This is a genomic window from Kosakonia sp. R1.Fl, from assembly GCF_023516815.1.
Taxonomy (GTDB): Bacteria; Pseudomonadota; Gammaproteobacteria; order Enterobacterales; family Enterobacteriaceae; genus Kosakonia.
In genome coordinates this window covers 3,146,978-3,167,344 of record NZ_JAMGSQ010000001.1, presented here as the reverse complement: position 1 = coordinate 3,167,344, position 20,367 = coordinate 3,146,978, and the positions used below count along the sequence as shown (strand labels likewise).

18 protein-coding genes are annotated in these 20,367 nt (G+C 52.6%); all 18 read right to left on the bottom strand.

What is annotated here, in order from left to right; genetic code table 11:
• Nucleotides 1-14: 14 nt before the first annotated feature.
• The 18 genes from rfbG to fcl all read right to left on the bottom strand — a co-directional run bounded on the left by rfbG (nt 15) and on the right by fcl (nt 20,365).
• Complete coding sequence (rfbG, locus tag M8Q36_RS14785) at nt 15-1,094, bottom strand: CDP-glucose 4,6-dehydratase (RefSeq protein ID WP_249881365.1); 1,080 nt, start codon at nt 1,092-1,094, stop codon at nt 15-17.
• 5 nt (nt 1,095-1,099) lie between these two features.
• A complete protein-coding gene (gene rfbF, locus M8Q36_RS14780) occupies nt 1,100-1,873 on the bottom strand; it encodes a glucose-1-phosphate cytidylyltransferase (RefSeq protein WP_097405673.1) in 774 nt (257 codons plus the stop codon).
• 16 nt (nt 1,874-1,889) lie between these two features.
• Nucleotides 1,890-2,864 (bottom strand): CDP-6-deoxy-delta-3,4-glucoseen reductase, encoded by a 975-nt coding sequence (locus M8Q36_RS25515; RefSeq protein ID WP_249881364.1) that lies wholly within the window; start codon nt 2,862-2,864, stop codon nt 1,890-1,892.
• Between the two features lie 6 nt (nt 2,865-2,870).
• Nucleotides 2,871-3,419 (bottom strand): dTDP-4-dehydrorhamnose 3,5-epimerase, encoded by a 549-nt coding sequence (gene rfbC, locus M8Q36_RS14770; protein WP_097405671.1) that lies wholly within the window; start codon nt 3,417-3,419, stop codon nt 2,871-2,873.
• A gap of 2 nt (nt 3,420-3,421) precedes the next feature.
• Nucleotides 3,422-4,300, bottom strand: coding sequence for a glucose-1-phosphate thymidylyltransferase RfbA (gene rfbA, locus M8Q36_RS14765; protein WP_097405670.1), 879 nt, complete (start codon nt 4,298-4,300; stop codon nt 3,422-3,424).
• Between the two features lie 48 nt (nt 4,301-4,348).
• A complete protein-coding gene (gene rfbD, locus M8Q36_RS14760; protein WP_249881363.1) occupies nt 4,349-5,248 on the bottom strand; it encodes a dTDP-4-dehydrorhamnose reductase in 900 nt (299 codons plus the stop codon).
• Nucleotides 5,245-6,333 (bottom strand): dTDP-glucose 4,6-dehydratase, encoded by a 1,089-nt coding sequence (rfbB, locus tag M8Q36_RS14755; RefSeq protein WP_249881362.1) that lies wholly within the window; start codon nt 6,331-6,333, stop codon nt 5,245-5,247. Before rfbB ends, rfbD begins: the two co-directional genes overlap by 4 nt.
• A gap of 407 nt (nt 6,334-6,740) precedes the next feature.
• The gene (gene galF, locus M8Q36_RS14750) at nt 6,741-7,634 is read right to left on the bottom strand and encodes a GalU regulator GalF (RefSeq protein WP_017458475.1); all 894 of its coding nucleotides are present in this window, start codon (nt 7,632-7,634) and stop codon (nt 6,741-6,743) included.
• Between the two features lie 177 nt (nt 7,635-7,811).
• The gene (gene wcaM, locus M8Q36_RS14745; protein WP_249881361.1) at nt 7,812-9,227 is read right to left on the bottom strand and encodes a colanic acid biosynthesis protein WcaM; all 1,416 of its coding nucleotides are present in this window, start codon (nt 9,225-9,227) and stop codon (nt 7,812-7,814) included.
• Nucleotides 9,228-9,237: 10 nt separating this feature from the next.
• A complete protein-coding gene (wcaL, locus tag M8Q36_RS14740) occupies nt 9,238-10,458 on the bottom strand; it encodes a colanic acid biosynthesis glycosyltransferase WcaL (protein WP_249881360.1) in 1,221 nt (406 codons plus the stop codon).
• Complete coding sequence (gene wcaK, locus M8Q36_RS14735; protein ID WP_249881359.1) at nt 10,455-11,735, bottom strand: colanic acid biosynthesis pyruvyl transferase WcaK; 1,281 nt, start codon at nt 11,733-11,735, stop codon at nt 10,455-10,457. Before wcaK ends, wcaL begins: the two co-directional genes overlap by 4 nt.
• Nucleotides 11,736-11,767: 32 nt before the next feature.
• A complete protein-coding gene (wzxC, locus tag M8Q36_RS14730) occupies nt 11,768-13,246 on the bottom strand; it encodes a colanic acid undecaprenyl disphosphate flippase WzxC (protein ID WP_249881358.1) in 1,479 nt (492 codons plus the stop codon).
• Between the two features lie 9 nt (nt 13,247-13,255).
• A complete protein-coding gene (gene wcaJ / locus M8Q36_RS14725; RefSeq protein WP_249881357.1) occupies nt 13,256-14,650 on the bottom strand; it encodes an undecaprenyl-phosphate glucose phosphotransferase in 1,395 nt (464 codons plus the stop codon).
• 59 nt (nt 14,651-14,709) lie between these two features.
• Entirely contained in the window at nt 14,710-16,080 is a 1,371-nt protein-coding gene (gene cpsG / locus M8Q36_RS14720; protein WP_044489686.1) for a colanic acid biosynthesis phosphomannomutase CpsG, read from the bottom strand.
• A 109-nt stretch (nt 16,081-16,189) separates the two neighbouring features.
• The gene (gene cpsB / locus M8Q36_RS14715) at nt 16,190-17,626 is read right to left on the bottom strand and encodes a mannose-1-phosphate guanyltransferase (RefSeq protein ID WP_249881356.1); all 1,437 of its coding nucleotides are present in this window, start codon (nt 17,624-17,626) and stop codon (nt 16,190-16,192) included.
• Complete coding sequence (gene wcaI / locus M8Q36_RS14710; RefSeq protein ID WP_249881355.1) at nt 17,623-18,927, bottom strand: colanic acid biosynthesis fucosyltransferase WcaI; 1,305 nt, start codon at nt 18,925-18,927, stop codon at nt 17,623-17,625. The genes cpsB and wcaI overlap by 4 nt, the downstream gene beginning before the upstream one ends.
• The gene (locus tag M8Q36_RS14705; protein WP_020454306.1) at nt 18,924-19,397 is read right to left on the bottom strand and encodes a GDP-mannose mannosyl hydrolase; all 474 of its coding nucleotides are present in this window, start codon (nt 19,395-19,397) and stop codon (nt 18,924-18,926) included. The genes wcaI and M8Q36_RS14705 overlap by 4 nt, the downstream gene beginning before the upstream one ends.
• 2 nt (nt 19,398-19,399) lie before the next feature.
• Nucleotides 19,400-20,365: a GDP-L-fucose synthase gene (gene fcl, locus M8Q36_RS14700; RefSeq protein WP_086868345.1), complete on the bottom strand. Its 966-nt coding sequence runs from the start codon at nt 20,363-20,365 to the stop codon at nt 19,400-19,402.
• Between the last annotated feature and the right edge of the window lie 2 nt (nt 20,366-20,367).

The window sequence follows — 20,367 nt, the reverse complement described above, 5'->3', positions numbered from 1 at the left end:
TTCCTGTTAATCAATTATTTCAAAGAGGTATTCATGTATTCGCTGATTTCATTCCGCGTAAGTTCAAGCATATCTTCGCCAGCAATCCATGCCTTATGCCATCTGACAATACGCTCCAGCGTTTCTACTAAATTCCAACGCGGCTGCCATCCCAAACGCATACGCGCTTTGGAACAGTCAAGTTTTAGATAATGGGCCTCGTGTGGATGCTCATTACCATCCAAAAGCCACGCCGCATCGTCTCCCCAAATTTTTACCATGGTTTCAACGATAAACTGCACTGGCATAGCATCGTCTTCCCGCGGACCAAAGTTCCAGCCCTCGGCAAATACCGGCCCTTCCTCATAGAGGCGTTGGGCAATGGTGATGTAACCAGACAGTGGTTCCAGTACATGCTGCCACGGGCGAATTGCGTGGGGATTGCGGATGATAACAGTTTGTTGGTTCTCAAACGAACGTAGGATATCCGGAATAAGGCGATCTTTAGCCCAGTCACCGCCGCCAATCACATTCCCCGCGCGTACAGAAGCGAGAGCAACTCCATGTTTTGCATAATCCTTTTCATTAAAAAATGAATTTCTGTATGCTGACGCGACCAGTTCTGCGCACCCTTTACTATTCGAATAAGGGTCATAGCCCCCCATCGCTTCGTGCTCACGGTAGCCCCAAACCCATTCACGGTTTTCGTAGCATTTATCGCTGGTAATGTTCACGATGGCCTTCACACCACCGACACGCTTGACGGCTTCCAGCAGATGAACCGTACCCATCACATTTGTGGAATACGTCTCTATAGGCTCATCATAAGAGAGTCTGACCAGCGGTTGAGCAGCCATATGAAAAACGATTTCAGGCTTGAATGCTGCGATGGCGGCATGCAATTGATCGAAATTTCGAATATCGCCGATCGTGGAATCAATGAGGTTATCGACTGAAGCGCTTTCGTATAACGAGGGCTCAGTTGGAGGATTCAAAGAAAAACCCTTCAGAACCGCCCCCATGGAGTGCAACCAAAGTGTCAACCAGGAACCTTTGAAGCCAGTGTGCCCAGTAATAAATACACGTTTGCCTTGCCAGAATGAAGCGTCGATCATGCTGATTACTCCCATGTTTTCCAGGGCGCCTTTCCTTTTTCCCACAATCCTTCCAGATACATTTTGTCCCGGAGAGTATCCATTGGTTGCCAGAAACCCGGATGTTCAAACGCCATCAATTCACCTTGTTCCGCCAGTTGCATTAGCGGCTCCTGCTCCCAGATCGTTGCATCATTATCAATCAAGTCGATAACGGAAGGATGGAGTACAAAGAACCCCCCGTTGATCATCGCGCCATCACCTTTTGGCTTCTCTTTAAAAGAACGGACCTGTTTATTTTGAATGTCCAGCGCACCAAAGCGGCCGGGAGGGAACGTCGCCGTCAGCGTTGCTTTTTTGCCATGCTTACGATGGAAATCAATCGTCGCGCTAATATCCAAATCAGATACGCCATCACCATAGGTAAAGAGAAAAGCTTCATCCTCTTTAACATAGTCGCGTACGCGTTTAAGGCGGCCCCCCGTCATAGAAGCTTCGCCCGTGTCGACAAGCGTAACATTCCAGGGCTCTACACGTTTCTGGTGAACTTCCATACGATTTTCTGCCATATGGAAAGTCACGTCAGACATATGAAGGAAATAGTTGGCGAAATATTCTTTAATCACGTATCCCTTGTAGCCGCAACAAATAACGAAATCACGGATACCGTGAGCGGAATACATTTTCATGATGTGCCACAGAATCGGCTTGCCACCGATTTCAACCATCGGTTTTGGTTTTAATACGGTTTCTTCGCTTAAACGTGTACCTAAGCCACCGGCTAAAATAACGGCCTTCATCTATTTATCCTCTATCTTATTTTGATACGGTAAACGCGTCCGAATAAAAGTGTTTAGCCGGCAATCCCAACGTCATCAAATCCTTTCGGCTAGCTTCGATCATCACTGGTGAACCACAAGCATAAACATCGAAACCTTCCAGGTTATCGAAGTCTTCCACGACCGCATTATGAACAAAACCCTTACGTCCTTGCCAGCCAACCTCATCGCCGGATACCACTGGAATAAAATGAATATCTGGATTCTCTGAAGCCCATTGCTGGGGCAAGGACGAATAGAAATGCCCGGAGTATTGCATACCCCAATAAATATAAATTTTCCGTTGCGTATTTTCGGCAAGCAGCGATTCGACCATTGCTTTAACCGGCGCAAAGCCTGTCCCCCCGGCAATAAAAATAACCGGACGCTCATTTTTACGAATAAAAAATGTTCCGCACGGCCCTTCGATGCGCATCAATGTGTTTGCGGTAAGCCCGCCAAAAACCAACTGGCTCATTTGCCCGTTAGGTACGTTTCTGATATGTAACTCGATGCCCTCTTTCGCATCAGCATTTGCGATGGAATAACTGCGAGTGACCCCCTGATACTGCAAGTTAATATACTGCCCGGGTAAGTAATTTAGCTGCGCTGTTGGTGGGAAACGAAGCACGAGTTTAATAACATCTTCAGAAACATTTTCAGCGCTTACTACTTTGCAGGGCGTTATTTTTTTGATCTGCCCCGCAAGCTCCGGGTAGTACGTTGCTTGTAGCGAAACATCGCCACCGGGGCGGCAGCTACATGTCAGGATATTATTGCCAGCCGGCACCACTTTATCTTGCGCATCAATCACCTCGCCTGCGATAAGCTGAGCTTCACATATGCCACAACTGCCATTTTTGCAACTGTGTTCAAGATGGATCCCCGCCTCGAGGGCAGAATCAAGCAACGTTTTTTCGCTTTCACCTTCAAAAGCGATATCAGCGGGAAAGACTTTAATTACATATGACACGGGCGGTTACTCAAAAAAATTCGCTAAGGTAAAGGAAGGTGCTATCGCATCTTTGGCTGATAGTTCCGGCTCAACTGAGAGCGGCCATGCAATATTCAATTCTGGATCGTTCCAAATAATACTGCTTTCAAATTGCGGATTGTAATAATTGGTTGCCTTGTAAACGAACTCAGCGCTATCACTCAGCACAACAAAACCATGGGCAAACCCTTCCGGGATCCATAACTGACGTTTATTTTCCGCAGATAAATGCACGCCAACCCATTTTCCGAATGTCGGAGAACTTTTACGCACATCAACAGCAACATCAAAAACCTCGCCGGCGATGGCGCGAACCAGTTTCCCCTGAGCATAGGGCGCTAGCTGGTAATGCAAACCACGTAATACGCCTTTTTTTGATTTTGAGTGGTTATCTTGCACAAATTCGACTTTACGACCAATAGCTTCTTCAAAGCGGCGCTGGCTGAAGCTCTCAAAGAAAAAGCCGCGATCGTCGCCAAACACTTTTGGCTCAAAAATAAGTACATCGGGGATCGCCGTCTCAACGGTTTTCATTTTTAGTGACCTTTAACCATTCTCAATAGATATTGACCATACGCATTTTTTTTCAGCGGCTCCGCCAGCTTTTTAACCTGCGCAGCATCAATAAAATTCTTGCGGTAGGCAATCTCTTCCGGGCAGGAAACTTTTAACCCCTGACGTTCTTCAATGGTTTGGATGAAATTACTGGCCTCGATCAAGCTCTGGTGTGTCCCGGTATCAAGCCATGCGTAACCACGGCCCATCATCGCTACAGACAAACGTCCTTGTTGCATATAAATACGATTGATATCTGTAATTTCCAGTTCACCACGCGCGGAAGGGGTGAGACTTTTTGCCATGGCGACAACATCGTTATCGTAAAAATAGAGCCCGGTTACCGCATAATTACTTTTCGGTTCCAGCGGTTTCTCTTCAAGGCTGACTGCCGTGCCATTTTTATCAAATTCGACCACGCCATAGCGCTCTGGATCGGTAACATGGTAAGCAAAGACAGTTGCACCGCTTTCCTGTTTCACAGCGGTATCCATTAGCTTCGGCAAATCATGACCATAGAAAATATTGTCGCCCAGCACCAGAGCGCAGGAGTCATTACCAATAAACTCTTCACCAAGAATAAACGCCTGCGCTAACCCATCAGGGCTTGGCTGTACTTTATAATGGAGGCTTAAACCCCACTGGCTACCATCGCCAAGTAATTGTTCGAAGCGAGGTAGATCCTGCGGGGTACTAATAATTAAAATATCACGAATCCCCGCGAGCATAAGCGTGGATAACGGATAGTAAATCATTGGCTTATCATAAATTGGCAGCAGTTGTTTACTCACAACCATTGTAACCGGGTACAGACGAGTTCCCGAACCACCCGCCAGTATAATTCCTTTACGTGTTTTCATTTCGTAATCCCGAGCAAAAATGCCTGCCCATAGGCACTTTTCAAATAGTCAAATAGGCGTTGTGCTAAATAACTCAGCCAGCATACGTTTCACGCCGAGCTCCCAGTCAGGAAGAACCAGATCGAAAGTTTGCTGAAATTTATCTGTGTTCAGTCGCGAATTGTGCGGACGTTTCGCCGGCGTTGGGAAACTTTCTGTCGTTACCGGATTTAATTTATTCAAAGCGAGTTCAACTCCCGCTGTCCTGGCCTCAGCAAAAACCAGCGCCGCGTAGTCATGCCAGCAAGTCTCACCACCAGCAACCAAGTGATACAAACCGGCCACGCGCGGTTGCATTAGTGCTGTGCGGATTGCGTGAGCAGTACAATCTGCCAGTAGCTCTGCGCCGGTCGGTGCGCCAAATTGATCGTTAATCACCGAGAGTTCCTGGCGTGTTTTCGCCAGTTTTAACATGGTTTTCGCGAAATTATTGCCTTTTCCGGCGTAAACCCAACTGGTGCGGAAAATAAGATGCTTAGGGCAGTTTTCGCGCAATGCATTTTCGCCATCCAGCTTTGTCTGGCCGTAAACATTCAGCGGAGCAGTGCTATCAGTCTCTACCCACGGCGTTTGACCATCACCCGGGAAAACATAATCGGTTGAATAGTGAACCACCCATGCATCAATTTTGGCGGCTTCACGCGCAATAGCTTCAACACTTTTCGCATTCAGCAGTGAGGCAAATTCCGGCTCGGACTCAGCTTTATCAACCGCCGTATGCGCGGCGGCGTTGACGATCACGTCAGGTCGTATACGGCGCACAGTTTCAGCAACACCTTGCGGGTTACTGAAGTCACCGCAATATTCTGTGGAATCAACATCCAGCGCAATCAGGTTGCCCAATGGAGCCAGCGAACGCTGGAGCTCCCAGCCTACTTGTCCCGTTTTTCCGAATAACAGAATATTCATTCGCTGCGCTTCCCGTAGTTTTGTTCAATCCATGACTGGTAGGCACCACTTTGTACGTTCGCGACCCATGCGCTGTTGGACAAATACCACTCAACCGTTTTACGGATTCCGCTTTCAAAGGTTTCGACCGGTTTCCAGCCCAGTTCTTTACTGATTTTATCGGCATCGATTGCATAACGGCGATCGTGCCCCGGACGGTCAGTTACGTAAGTGATCTGCTCACGATAAGAGGTTGCCTTCGGTACGATCTCATCAAGCAAGTCACAAATCGTGTGGACAACATCGAGGTTCTGTTTTTCGTTATGGCCGCCTATATTATAAGTCTCACCCGCAACACCTTGCGTGACCACTGTATAAAGCGCACGCGCGTGATCTTCGACATACAGCCAGTCGCGAATTTGATCGCCTTTGCCATACACAGGCAAGGCCTTGCCTGCTAAAGCATTTAAAATCACCAGCGGGATCAATTTTTCCGGAAAATGGAACGGTCCGTAATTATTGGAGCAATTGGTAACAATCGTCGGGAAACCATAGGTTCTGCGCCACGCGCGGACCAAATGATCGCTGGAGGCTTTAGAGGCAGAGTAAGGGCTACTCGGTGCGTAAGCAGTTTGCTCAGTGAACAGAGGCAATGATTCACCGGCGGTCACTTCATCCGGGTGAGGCAAATCACCATACACTTCGTCAGTGGAGATGTGGTGAAAACGGAAGGCCGCTTTACGTACGGTATCCAGTTGCGCCCAATATTGACGTGCCGCTTCAAGCAACACATAGGTGCCAACAATGTTGGTTTCAATAAACGCGGCAGGGCCAGTAATCGAGCGATCGACATGGCTTTCCGCAGCCAGGTGCATAACGGCATCGGGTTGATGCTCAGCAAAAATCCTCACCATTGCGTCACTATCACAAATGTCCGCACGTTCAAAAACGTAACGCGGGTCGTTATTGATTTCCGCCAGTGATTCCAAATTCCCGGCATAGGTTAATTTATCCACATTAACCACGAAATCAGCAGTGTTATTAATGATATGACGAACAACTGCAGATCCAATAAAACCTGCACCACCGGTGACCAGTATTTTCACGAGTATCTTCCGCTTTTGCTTTACTATGTTTTAACTTAAGGTTAGTTAAGAGTAGGTTATTAACTTGCGTGTATATATTTCAGGCACGCTACCGCCCCAGGCTCTTCAGCTACCTGTGTACTGTGTGCTTTTGTCGGCAATTTGTGATGTTAACGACTGCGCTACTCTTATTTGAATCTGCCACTTGGCACAAAATGCTAAGCGGCTATTCTCCGCCGAAACAGGCACGGAAACAAGGAAAAATCTTGCTTACGTCAGCGCAATAATTACCCATGCCTACCTTTTTTAATCGTTGATTTTATAATGAAAATAAAAAGGGCAGTAAGAATAACCAAAGGATCAAATGTCCTTGTGGCAACCCTATACCGCCCCTGCTGTAAATATCTTCACTACACCGTTTTAATTATCTATTGCGCCAGCAGTTTTTTAATACTTTCGCGGAATTTCTGACCTTCTTTCAGGTTACGCAGACCGTAGTTCACAAAGGCCTGCATGTAGCCCATTTTCTTACCGCAGTCATAGCTGTCGCCGGTCATCAACATCGCATCAACAGACTGTTTTTCTGCAAGCTCTGCAATCGCATCGGTGAGTTGAATACGCCCCCATGCGCCCGGCTCGGTTTTTTCCAGTTCCGCCCAGATATCGGCAGAAAGCACATAGCGCCCCACTGCCATCAGGTCGGAATCCAGCGTCTGCGGTTGATCCGGTTTTTCAATAAACTGCACAATGCGGCTGACTTTGCCTTCTGTATCCAGCGGCTCTTTGGTCTGGATAACAGAGTATTCAGAGAGATCGCCTTTCATGCGTTTTGCCAGCACCTGGCTGCGGCCGGTCTCAGCAAAGCGTGCCACCATCGCCGCGAGATTGTAACGCAGTGGATCGGCGGTCGCCGTATCCAGCACGATATCCGGCAATACCACGACAAACGGATTGTCGCCTACAATCGGGCGCGCACAGAGGATAGAGTGGCCTAAACCCAGTGGCTGCGCCTGACGCACGTTCATAATCGTCACGCCTGGCGGACAAATAGACTGCACTTCAGCCAGCAACTGACGTTTAACACGCTGTTCAAGCAGCGCTTCAAGTTCGTAGGAGGTGTCGAAGTGGTTTTCCACCGCGTTTTTTGACGAGTGAGTCACCAGAACGATTTCTTTGATCCCTGCAGCAACAACTTCGTCGACGATGTACTGAATCATCGGCTTGTCGACGATCGGTAGCATCTCTTTTGGAATCGCTTTCGTGGCCGGGAGCATATGCATCCCCAGACCGGCTACCGGAATAACTGCTTTCAAATTAACCATTATTTCTTCCACCTATAATAATTGGATGAATTATAAACCTTTAACCTGTTTTCGCCAGTGCGTTTGCAGCGAGGAAAGTGAAAGATGTTACGCCTAATGTCCCTGCAAGGCAGTAGATGTAATCCTAACCCTGGAGCTAAATCACCAGGATTTATCGTAAAAGGCCATTTCCCGCGCTTATAGCCGCTTCGCCGGCAAACGGAAGTTCAAATTATCGACATTCACCACATGCTGATCGACTCGGTCGATATCGACTGAACTTTGCCCGTTTTCATTGACTGCGTGAATATTCGCCAACGACAGCAAGGTGTCCTGTTTCGCCATAAAACGCCCGCGCACATCTTTGCGTAAATCGAAGTTCAGCTTCAGTGCCGGGCCGTTGGCCGCCTGTTGCGTCACGTTGATATTACGCAGGAAAAGATGTTGCGGTTTATTGTGCAGTTCCAGCGTCGCGCTCTGCATTTTCACGTTAGTGATAGCCACAAACGACGTGGCATTGCCGGACGATATCTGGATACCGCGCAGCTTATATTTACTACTGCTATTGTCCTGCTGGATATCGTTGAGTTTGAAATTCTGCGGGATCGACAAATAGTCGCCTTTGATAACGCCATAGCCAATCAGCATGCCGGCACTATTGACCATTGAAACATTATCAATGACGAAATTATCACAGCCGTAAATCGCCACGGTCGCATTATCAATCCCGGCTTTTTTACTGAAATCCGGGGTGATGTTTTTCGCTTTCACGTTGCGAATAATAAAGTGTTTACCGTTTTCCACATGCACTAACTGGCGGCAGTTGCTACCGGTAATATTCGCCACGACAAAATTTTTAACCGCTTGATCTTCAGGGTAGTTATTGTCGTAGGTGCTGCCCGCCAGCCCAATACCAATGCCCCAGTTAATTTTGCCGTTGGTGCAGTTGATATTATCAATCACATGGTCGGAGATCAGAATGTTGCGGTCATTGATGGCCACATTCCATTCGATAGCATCACCTTGTAAATCGCTGAAATGACCATTGGTTATCCGCACACCGTCCAGTTCATTGTGGAAACCCTGGCGTAAAATGCCATAGTTCGCTTTGCTCACCGTGATGTTATCGATGACCAAATTGCGCATCGTGCGCGCCTCTTTCCCGCCAATGTAAATCTGCATCACCGGGCCAAAGCCACTCATACTCACGCCCTTGATCACGCAGTCTGAACCGCGCACATCCAGCGTGATGTTATAGAAATTACCGCCCTTCTCCCCCACCACCCGGCTACCGTCCTGTAACACAAAGCGCCCGCGCCCGTTACCTTTCAGCGCACCGCGCACCAGCAGCGTTTTACCGGCAGGAATGAAAATACCGGTGTTGATATTGTCGCAGACCACACCTGCGGGAACTTCCACCGTTTGCCCGTCAGCAAAAGCTTGTTTAAACGCCGCGGGCCAGTCATTGCGGTTGTAATCACTGATGCTGACCGTGTCGTTACGTCCCAACGCGCGGGCGGCTGGAATATGTAGCAAAGGAAGTGCCGCCAGCGCGGAACCGGCGGCCAGGAAAGTGCGTCGCGATAGCGCAGTTGCTGTTTTCTTCACGGTCATAAAACCTCTGTTAAAGCGTCTGCAACAGACTGGCAAGTTGCTGGTTGATGATTTTCTGGTTGAAGTCGTTCTCGACTTTCTCTCGCGCCCGCGTCACCACCGGTGTTAAATCACGGCTCTCCATGTCACCGAAAGCAGCCAGACGCTGCGCCAGCGCCTCGGCATCATTTTCCGGCACCAGCCAGCCGGACCGCCCGGCATCGATCAATTCCGGAATGCCGCTGTGGACAGTTGAAACCACCGGGATCCCCACCGCCATCGCCTCCATCAGCGCAACCGGGATGCCTTCCATATCCCCATCCGCGCCGGTAACTGACGGCAGCAAAAAGACGTCGGCTTCATCAAGCAGCGCTTTCACTTCATGGCTGGGTTTAAAGCCCGGCATTTCAATCACATCTTCCAGCTGGAATTGTTCGATAAGCGTGCGTAAGCGGCGTTCCCAAGGGCCAATACCGAGGATGCGATATTTGAAATCCACGCCGCGTTCTTTCAATAAACGGCACGCTTCAATGGCGACGTGCAGCCCTTTTTTCTCGGTCAGGCGCGCCACAGAGATAATTTGCAGCGGACTACCGGGGTTTTTAACCGAGCGCAAACTAAAGCGGGCCATATCGACCCCCATGCGCGACACGGCGATTTTGGTCTCCGGGCAACCCATATTTTTCAGCCTGCCGGCCCATAAGTCGCTGATCGGCAACATCAGATCGCCACGCTGGAAAAGTTGCTGATACTCCGGCGTATAGTGGTTCAGCACGTCGCGATGCGAGATATCGATGCCGTGGAATACGGTGGCGATTTTGCCCTTGAGGACGCCGAGCTCCCGCAATTTGGCAGCGGTAACGCCTGCCGGGCCAAAGTGGGCGATAAAGACATCAGCGCTGAATGTGCGCGGCGCAAGGCCGCAAATGGCTGGCAGGATCAGATTGCGGGCTTCGTCGCCGTAACGCGACATATTCAACGCTTTCCAGGTGGAGGATTTCCAGATACCCCGCGCTATCGCCTGCCCGCGATAGCTCAGTTTTGCCATCTTCCCTTCCGGCTCGGCCAGCAGCCAGTGCGTTTTTTCCGCCAGCCGGTACTCGGTATACGCCGCGTGTGTATTGTTCATATCGCCCTTATGCAGGGCGACAATCTCAACCTCAAAACCCATATTGATAAAGGCAACGATCTGGTTGAGCACAAAAGTTTCGGAAGATAAGGGGAACTTCAGCAAAAAGAAGCTGACTTTCATTTCACCCCCTGTACACGATCGAGCACCGATTTAACCATTTTCATGCCATGCTCGCGCTCAGCCGCCACCGCCGTTGCCAGACGCTGGTTAATCGCAGGCAGTTGCCCCAGCGTGTCGGCCGCCATCGCCGCCAAAGAACCATCCAGCAGATGGCGAATGTCGACCGCCATTTCCGGCATCCCAAGTTGCTGCATGATGCCTGCCGATTTGTGTTCATAGTTGATGGCAATCGCCGGTGTTCCAAAGTTCATCGAGATAATCGCGGAGTGCAGGCGCGTACCAACCGTTAAATCACACGCGCCAAGGATCTTGCCCATCTCCAGATCGTTCAACTCATCCATCACCACGTGGTAGCGCGACGGGTCGCTGACATACTGGCGCAGATTGAGCGCCACCATGCGGTCATCTTTGTTGTAGCTGTCGATACCGGTGCAGGTGGAGAGCGCAATAACCTGATAACCCGCGTCAATAATCCGGTTGACCACCTCGGCAAAAGCCTGTTCATAGGCCTGTTGGGTAGTGCTGAGTCGTTTATCAAACGGCGCCAGTTCACGCAGCGTAATCGCCACGGTTTTCTCTTTCGCCGCCAGATCCAGCCAGTGCTGCACTGCATAGCTGGCCACAAAATCATGCTGATGGTGATCCACCAGCCAGGCCGTATCGACGCCCTGCTCGACTTTATCCGTGGTGATATTGCTCTGCTTCATCAGGTTCAGGCTGACTGTTTCGCGCAGGATCAGCGCATCACAATGGCCAAAAACATAATTCGCCAGCTGGTTAAACGCCTCGTTCTGGAACGGTCCCACGCTGTGACCAATCATGTAGATCGGTTTTTTCGCCATAAACGTACACAGCGCGTGTTCAAACTGCGGCACACCATACAGATCGACAAAGAAAGAGCCGCCAACCTGAATAATCGCGTCATAGTCCGCCAGACGGCGGACAAAATCGGTAAACCCTTGCGCAATGGCGATATTGCGCAACTTCCCGGTATCCGTCACCCTGGAGAGCAGCACCTGGTGCTGGTAACGGCGGCGCAGCACCTTCTTCACGCGCCCCATCAATCCGGCAGCGTTGTTCTGCTCTTTCATCTGGCTATAGAGCGGGTCGCCCATCACCGGGCGGTTGAGTAACCAGGATGAGCTCACCGGATAGCGGCTCATCACATCCACCTCTGCATCCGGCTCAATCAGGGCAATCGCATCCAGCAATCCACGTAAAATAGCGCTGTCACCACGGTTGCCGCATGTGTGATTGCCAAGGATCAATAATTTCATAACGACCTCATAAAGGGGTTCAATCAGGTTTCTTATCCTGCGCGAAGCAGCGTTTTAAGTTTCTCGTTGCGGCAAAACTGGCGTTTCATCTCTACCACCAGCGCATTACGCGACACAATCAGCATCCCGGCGAACGCCACCACGCCCGCCGCGACCTGAATCGCCAGCATCGCCGCCAGCGGCAGATGTCCGTTCAGGGCCAGACCCAGGCCATAGCTCACCACCAGCGTCGGCAGCGACAGGTAAAAGGGCAGCCACAGGCTCAGGATGTACTGACGGTAGCTGGAACCGAGCACCGGTTTGATCATCACGAAGTAGCTCAGAACGGTGTTGATGATTTGCACCAGCAGAAAACCGAGCGTCACGCCGAGCGCCCCCGCCAGATGTCCACCGACAATGATGGCAGGGATAAAGAGAAACGTTTTAAAGACGTTGAATTTAAAGCTGATATCCACCCGCGCTTTCGCCATCAGCAGCGAACCGATCGGGTTACCCACCGCGCGCAACAGGCCGACAATACACAGCAGTTGCAGGATGGGAATGATGCTGTTCCATTTGTCGCCAAACACCAGCGGCACAAAGTTATTCGACACCACCATCAGCCCCAGCAGGATCGGGAAGTTAATGATCCCGACCACTGACAGCAGTTTGTAGAAGTTCACGCGCAGCTTCTCGGTGTCGTCCTGAATTTTGGCAAACGCCGGGAACAGCACGCGGGTGATGATAGGGTTGAGCTTCATCGGCGGCACTACCGCCACGTTGTACGCCAGGTTGTAGCCCCCGGCGACACTGGCGCCGAGGATACGCGCCAGCACCAGCGTGGAGAGGTTGGTGTTCACATAGTTGATGATGCTGTCTGCCGTCAGCCAGGCGCCAAAACGCAGGTTGGAACTGACCGACGCCAGCGAGAAATGCAGCCCGGGGCGGTAAATTTTGCGCCCGAAATAGCCAAACAGCAGCGTACGCACGGCGCTGTTGACCAGATAACCGAGGATCGCGGTCATTGCCAGCGGCCAGAAGAACGCGCTGATAACCGTAAAGCTGAAGCCCGCCAGCACCGACAGCGTTTCAATGGCGCCAATCTTGTTGAACTCCAGCTCTTTTTGCATCAAGGTGCGAAATTGCTGGCCATGTGGGATCACCACGAAGGCCAGTGACAGCGTTTTAATCAGCGGTGCCAGATCCGGGTTATTCAGCACATCGGCGATCACCCCGCTCAGGGAGAAAACGGCGATGCAGACCACGATGCCCAGCCCAACATTGAGCCAGTACAACGTGGTCAGTTCGAGATGGCTTATCTCTTTACGTTGAATAATGGAGTTGGCGATGCCGAAATCCGACAGCGTATCCGCCAGCGCGATAATCACCAGCGAGACGGTCAGCAGACCGAACTGGTGGTTATCGATAATGCGCGCCAGCACGGTCATCTGCACCAGCCCCAGACCAATAATGGTCAGGGTCGCCATGGCGGACCACTTCGCGCCGCTGATGGTTTTTTCTCTCAGGCTCATGACCTTTCCTTAATACGCCGCTTTGTTAACAAAGCCTTTAAAGATGGTCAGAAAAACGATTTTGATATCGAACCACAGGCTCCATTCACGGATGTACTCGAGATCGAACTCAATACGTTTTTCCATTTTCTCCAGCGTGTCGGTTTCACCGCGCCAGCCGTTGATTTGCGCCCAACCGGTAATACCAGGTTTCACTTTATGGCGCAGCATGTAGCCCTCAATCAGTGAGCGGTACTGCTCGTTATGCGCCACCGCGTGCGGGCGCGGGCCAACAATCGACATCCCGCCGGTCAGCACATTGATAAACTGCGGCAGTTCATCGAGCGACGTACGGCGCAGGAAGCTGCCGACTTTCGTCACGCGCGGATCGTTCTGCGTTGCCTGGGTCACCACTTTGTCGTTTTCCATCACCTTCATGGAGCGGAATTTCCACACCTTGATTGGCTTACCGTCCATGCCATAGCGCGTCTGGCGGAAGATAACCGGCCCCGGCGAGCTGAGTTTCACCGCCACCGAAATCGCCAGCAGCACCGGGGAGATGAGCAGCAAAATCAGCGAGGAGAGGACAATATCTTCCAGACGTTTCAGGATGCGGTTAACACCGGAAAGCGGCGTGTCATACAGCGGTACCACCGGCACGCCGTTCACCTCTTCCACACGTGAGTGCAGAATGTTAAAGGTGAAAACGTCAGGGATAAGGATCACCGAACAGGTGGTATCGGCGAGCTGGCGCACCAGCTTTTTAATGCAGGCCGCATCGTTCATCGACATGGCGATGTAGACATTGTGAATTTTCCCGCTTTTCGCATCTTCCACCAGTTGGTCGAGGTTTCCCGCCCAGCCAGTCGTAATGCCGCCCGGTTGTGGATCGTGGTAAACCCCGACCACATCAAACCCGAGCCACGGTTCATTACGAAAACCTTCCAGCAATTCCTGGCCCATCGGCATATCACCGGCTACTGCCACGCGGCGCGTGTTGTAGCCCAGGTTACGCATCCAGCCAGCGCCAAAGCGGATCACCGCCCGGCTCATCATCAGCCCCATTGAGGTCAACAAATACCAGGCGAGATAAATGTTGAAGGTATTATCAAAATCATTGTTGAACGCCAGCAGACCGGCGCTGAAAATCAGGCTCAGCGTCCAGTTCTGCAACAGCAGCGTCAGTTCAGTCATGATTTTTACGCCCCGCCAGGAGCGGTAAAAATCGGTCATTCCGCCGATCATCTGGAAAACAACCAGCGTAATCAGAGCCATCAGCAGATGCATGTAGAAGAACGGCAGCGCATTGACCTTACACACCAACCACAGGCCACCGAACATAATGGTGATGTCGGAGAAGCGCTGCACGATAGAGATTAACGATGCATTCGTTTTGGCCCGGTCGCGTTTTTTGAGATGAGTCATTGTTGTACCTGCCTGTAATGTTCACCCTCCCCGGCATCGGGGAGAGGAACGCCTTATCGTTATTGATTTAACAGTGCCAGAATTTCCTGCGTTCGCGCTTTCATCAGTTCCTCGTCGTGCCGCGATTCAACATTCAGACGTACAACGGGTTCTGTGTTGGAAGAGCGCAAGTTAAAGCGCCAGTCGGCAAATGCGATGCTGATGCCGTCCGTACGGTCGATCTCCAGCGCACCCGGCGTGAAGTGTTGTTCAACGCGGTTGATCGCCGTCACCGGATCCGCCAGTTTGCTGTTGATCTCGCCGCTCGCCGGGAAGGCCACCATGCGGTCGCGCACCAGTTGCGCCAGCGTTTTCCCTTTCAGGCACAGCAGCTCGGTGACCAGCAGCCACGGGATCATGCCGCTGTCGCAGTAGGCAAAGTCACGGAAGTAGTGGTGCGCGCTCATTTCGCCACCGTAAATGGCGTCTTCTTCGCGCATCCGCTCTTTGATAAAGGCATGGCCGGTTTTCGACATCACCGGCGTACCACCCGCGCGACCAACGACATCCACCGTGTTCCACGACAAGCGCGGGTCATGAATAATTTTCGCGCCAGGATGTTTTTCGAGGAACGCTTCGGCCAGCAGGCCAACAATGTAGTAGCCCTCGATAAACTGCCCTTCCCCGTCGAACAGGAAGCAACGGTCAAAGTCGCCATCGAAAGCAATGCCCATATCGGCGTTATGCTCAATCACCGCATTGCGCGTATCGTCGCGGCACTCCGGCAGCAGCGGGTTAGGAATACCGTGCGGGAAGGTGCCGTCCGGTTCGTTATGCACTTTGACGAAAGTCACCGGCACATTCAGTGCCTTAAAGCGAGCTTCAATGGCGTCCACCACCGGACCTGCCGCGCCGTTACCGGAGTTAATTACCAGTTTTAGCGGCTTGAGGTTGTTGGTGTCGATATAGCCCATCAGGTGATCGATATAAGCGTCGCGCAGATTAATTTGCTCGTAGCTGCCGCGTTTTGCCGGGTTCACCGGCGGGAAGTCATTGGCTTCAGCCAGGCGCTGCACATCGCGCAGGCCGGTATCGCCGCTGATCGGACGCGCGCCCTTACGCACCAGTTTCATGCCGTTATAATCCATCGGGTTGTGGCTGGCGGTCACTTCGATACCGCCGTCAACGCCCAGATGGAAAGTGGCAAAATAGATCTCTTCGGTGCCGGAAAGACCAATATCCAGCACATTCACACCGGCGTCCTGCAACCCTTTCGCCAGCGCCAGTTTCAGCGCTTCGCTGGTCTGGCGCACATCGCCGCCCAGCACGATGGTCTGCGGCTTCAGGTATTCCCCATAGGCGCGGCCAATACGCCATGCAATATCTTCATTCAGTTCTTCGCCCAGCTTGCCGCGAATATCGTAAGCTTTAAAACAGGTTAATTTTTCCATCATTACCTCTTCTTCAGGCAACAGTCAGCCGTGACCGTAAAATGGCCATATCTTGTTGATTAATTTAAATTTATAAACCGGACAACGTTCGCGTTATCCGGCACGGGAATTAAATACGGCCGTAACGATCGGCAAACCGCACAATGTCATCCTCTTCAAGGTACGAGCCGGAGCGCACCTCGATCAGATCGAGCGGAATTTTCCCGGGGTTTTCCAGACAGTGGCGCGCGCCGAGCGGAATATAGATAGATTCGTTTTCACCCAGCAGTTTCACCTCACCATCAATCGTCACTTTTGCCGTACCGGCAACCACCACCCAGTGTTCAGCGCGGTGGTGATGCATCTGTACGGAAAGTCCTTCGCCCGGCTTCACGGTAATGCGTTTTACCTGGTAGCGGTCGCCGGAATCGATGGAGTCATATTTGCCCCACGGACGGTAGACTTCGCGGTGGATATGGTGTTCGTGGCGCCCGTCGGCTTTGATTTTCTCGACCACTTTTTTCACATCCTGCACCGCGTTACGGTCGGCAATCAGCACCGCATCTTTGGTCTGCACCACCACCAGATCTTTCACCCCGACGGTCGTCACCAGCCCCGATTCGGCGTAAACGTAGCTGTTTTCGGTTTTATGGGTGATGACGTCGCCGTGATGGACGTTTCCCTCCGGCGTGTGCTGGCTGATTTCCCACAGCGACGACCAGGAGCCAACATCGCTCCAGCCCGCATCCATTGGCACCACTACCGCATCGGCGGTGCGTTCCATCACCGCGTAGTCAATCGACTCTTCCGGACAGGCGAGGAATGACTCCTCGTCAACACGGATAAAGTCCATATCCGGGTCGGTGGCATCCATCGCTTTTTCGCAGGCCTCGAGAATGTCCGGGCGGTATTTTTTCAGCTCTTCGAGGTAGCGACCGGCACGGAACAGGAACATGCCGCTGTTCCAGTAATATTCGCCGCTTGCCACATAACCCTGCGCCGTTTCGAGGTTGGGTTTTTCAACAAACTGCGCCACTTCAAACGCCACCGCATCGACTTCACCGGCAGAAACCGCGCCGCGGCGGATGTAGCCATACCCGGTTTCCGGAAGATCCGGCACGATACCAAAGGTCACCAGTTTGCCCGCTTCGGCATAAGGGATCGCATTGCGTACCGACGTGCGAAACGCCTCTTCATCCTGGATCACATGGTCAGCGGCCAGCACCAGCATCAGCGGATCGCTATCCGGGTTGTGGCGTTTTACCGCCAGCGCCGCCAGCGCGATAGCCGGAGCCGTGTTGCGGCCTGCCGGCTCGAGGATGATGTTTTCGGTCAGCTTATGCAGCTGACGCAGTTGCTCCGCGACGATAAAGCGGTGCTGTTCGTTACAAATCACCACCGGGCTTTCGCACTCCACGCCATTCAGGCGGCAGATGGTGGTTTGCAACATGGTGAGTTCGCCTTTCAGGCAGAGAAACTGTTTAGGGTAAAGCACACGGGACAGCGGCCACAAACGGCTGCCAGAGCCGCCGGCCATCACGACCGGATAGAGTTGTGTTTGACTCATGATTTATCCCCATTGCCATCGAAGTTCAGTTCGCCGTCATGCACGCTTTCACTGGCAGGTGCGGGCTGAGTGGAATTCTCCGGGCTGATATCTGCAATAAACTGGCTTAACACGTTCTCTTTTTCGAGCGTGCGTTCGGCATATTCACGTGCCACCGTGTTGTTTTTGGGCATCGCCAGTGCGCGTTCAATGCCCCAGGTCAGCGCGTCCACCGATTCCGGTTCAACGCAGACCGCAATGCCAGGCTGGGTCAGGCACAGCTGGCCAAGTTCGGTACTCTCTTCGGCGGTAATGACGGCATTGCCGCCGACCGCCAGAATGTTGGTCAGTTTGGACGGCAGCACCGCGTCAGCCGCGCCGCGCTTTTGGATAACCAGATGGCAATCGCCCATTTTTAATAAGGCTGGTAACGCGTCGTACGGCTGCAACGGGAAGAATTTCACGTTGTGAAGCCCGCGCTCGCTGACCATTTTTTCCAGTCTTGCCTTGCCGCCGCCCTGGCCGACAATCACAAACAGCCACGGCTGGTTGTGCAGTTTTGCCGCCGCTTCAATAACGTTTTCCAGCCCCTGCTTCTCACCGATATTGCCGGAGTAGAGAATGATTTTTTTGTCATCCGGCAGGCCGAGCGTGCGGCGCAGTTGCGCGACGGATCCATCGTCGATATCGCGAAAACGCGCCACTTCGGACCAGTTCGGGAAGAAAATTATGTTGTCCGCAGCCACACCTTTCTCCCGCGCTTTGTTCATCATCGAACGGGAGATGGTCGACACGTTGTCAACGTTATGCAGGTTGCTGCGCTCAAAAGCGGTCGCCAGCTTCGCCACGCGACCATTTTTACCTTTGCCCGCCATGCCTAAACCCAGCATGGCGTCGACTTCATAATCCTGAATGTGCAGCACGGTTTTCGCACCGCTCAGTTTTGCCAGCAGGCGCATGCCCGGTGTGCAAAACAGGGTCGGCACGACGCCGATAATGCGATCCGGTTTCCAGCGACGCTGCGCCATCAACGGGAAGAAGCTGCTCAGGGCAAAACTGCCCAGATGCAGTAGCCGTTTTAAGGTCGATGGCTGCGCGGGCACATACAGCGGGCAGCGCCACACGGTGGCAACGCCCTGCTCTTTGCGCCAGCGCCAGGCGCTGTAATGCTCACCCACTTTCCACTCCGGGTAGTACGGCGGCGCGGTGATAACGCGCACGTCATGGCCCTGACGGGCCATCCATTCCACCATTTCGCCGGTGTACTTACCGATCCCGGTCAGCTCCGGCGAATAGTTGATGCCATAGACCAGGATTTTCATAAGCCCGGTACTCCCTGCGCGTCGAGGAAATAGGCGCGGCTGTTGTCATGTACCAGCGGGTCGGCAATCAGCGACTCCGGTGTTCCCCAGCGGTAATCATTGTGCTGCTCCGTCGGCAGCGCGAGGGTGTCCTCATCCACACGCAGGCGGAAGCCCAGCACGATGTAATGCGTGGTGAAATCCGGGCCGGAAAAGTTGTCGTCATAGAAGTGCTGCCAGACGCCGTAAAACTCGCCTGCCGACATCGGCAGGCGCAGTCCCAGTTCCGCCTGAGTCAGTCGCTCGAAAGCGGCCGCCAGCGGCTCGTCCTTTTGCACGCGTCCGCCCGGGACAAACCAGTATCCCTGGGCCGGGCGGTTAGTGCGCTTGCCGAGTAAAAACTCGCCGCGTGAGTTCTCCACGATCAAATCGATGGAAATCAGCGGGGTCGAACGCACCACCGTGGCAAAATCTTCCTGACTCAAAAACATGCTTACCCCCGGAACCGGTGCTGGTTTTCAAGGAACCACTGGTAGGTGCTGGCAAGCCCCGCTTCCAGTGAGATCTCGTGATACCAGCCAAGCTGATGCAGGCGCGTCACATCCAGCAGTTTGCGCGGCGTGCCGTCCGGTTTGGTGGCGTCAAACACCACGCGACCTTTGTAACCGACCACGCTTGCCACGGTTTGCGCCAGTTCACGAATGGTGCAGTCCACGCCAGTGCCGACGTTGATATGCGACAGCATTGGTTCGGTATTCTCCTGCCACACTTCGCGCGCCAGCTCCTGAACATGAATGCTGGCCGCAGCCATATCATCCACATGCAGGAATTCACGCATCGGCGTGCCGCTGCCCCACACCACCACATCCGGCGCATTTTCCTGCGTCGCTTCGTGGAAACGGCGCAGCAGCGCTGGAATAACGTGCGAGTTGCTCGGGTGGAAGTTGTCGTGCGGCCCGTACAGGTTGGTCGGCATCACCGAGCGGTAATCACGGTCATACTGACGGTTGTAGGATTCGCACAACTTAATACCGGCGATTTTGGCAATCGCGTACGGCTCGTTGGTCGGCTCCAGTGTCCCCTGCAACAGCTCACTTTCCGCAATCGGCTGGTGAGCCAGTTTCGGGTAGATGCAGGACGAACCGAGGAACAACAGTTTGTTCACGTCGTTCTTGTGCGCGGCGTGAATGATGTTGCTCTCAATCATCATATTTTCGTAGATGAAGTCCGCCGGGTAGGTATTGTTCGCCACAATACCGCCCACTTTCGCCGCCGCCAGGTAAACCTGGTCGATACGCTCACTGGCGAAAAACGCATTCACAGCCGCGCTATCTAACAGGTTGAGCTCCTCGCGGGAACGCAGCACCAGTTCGATATCCGCCCGCTGTTCGAGCTGCCGTACGATGGCTGACCCCACCATCCCGCGATGGCCAGCCACAAAAACACGTTGTTTGGTCATGC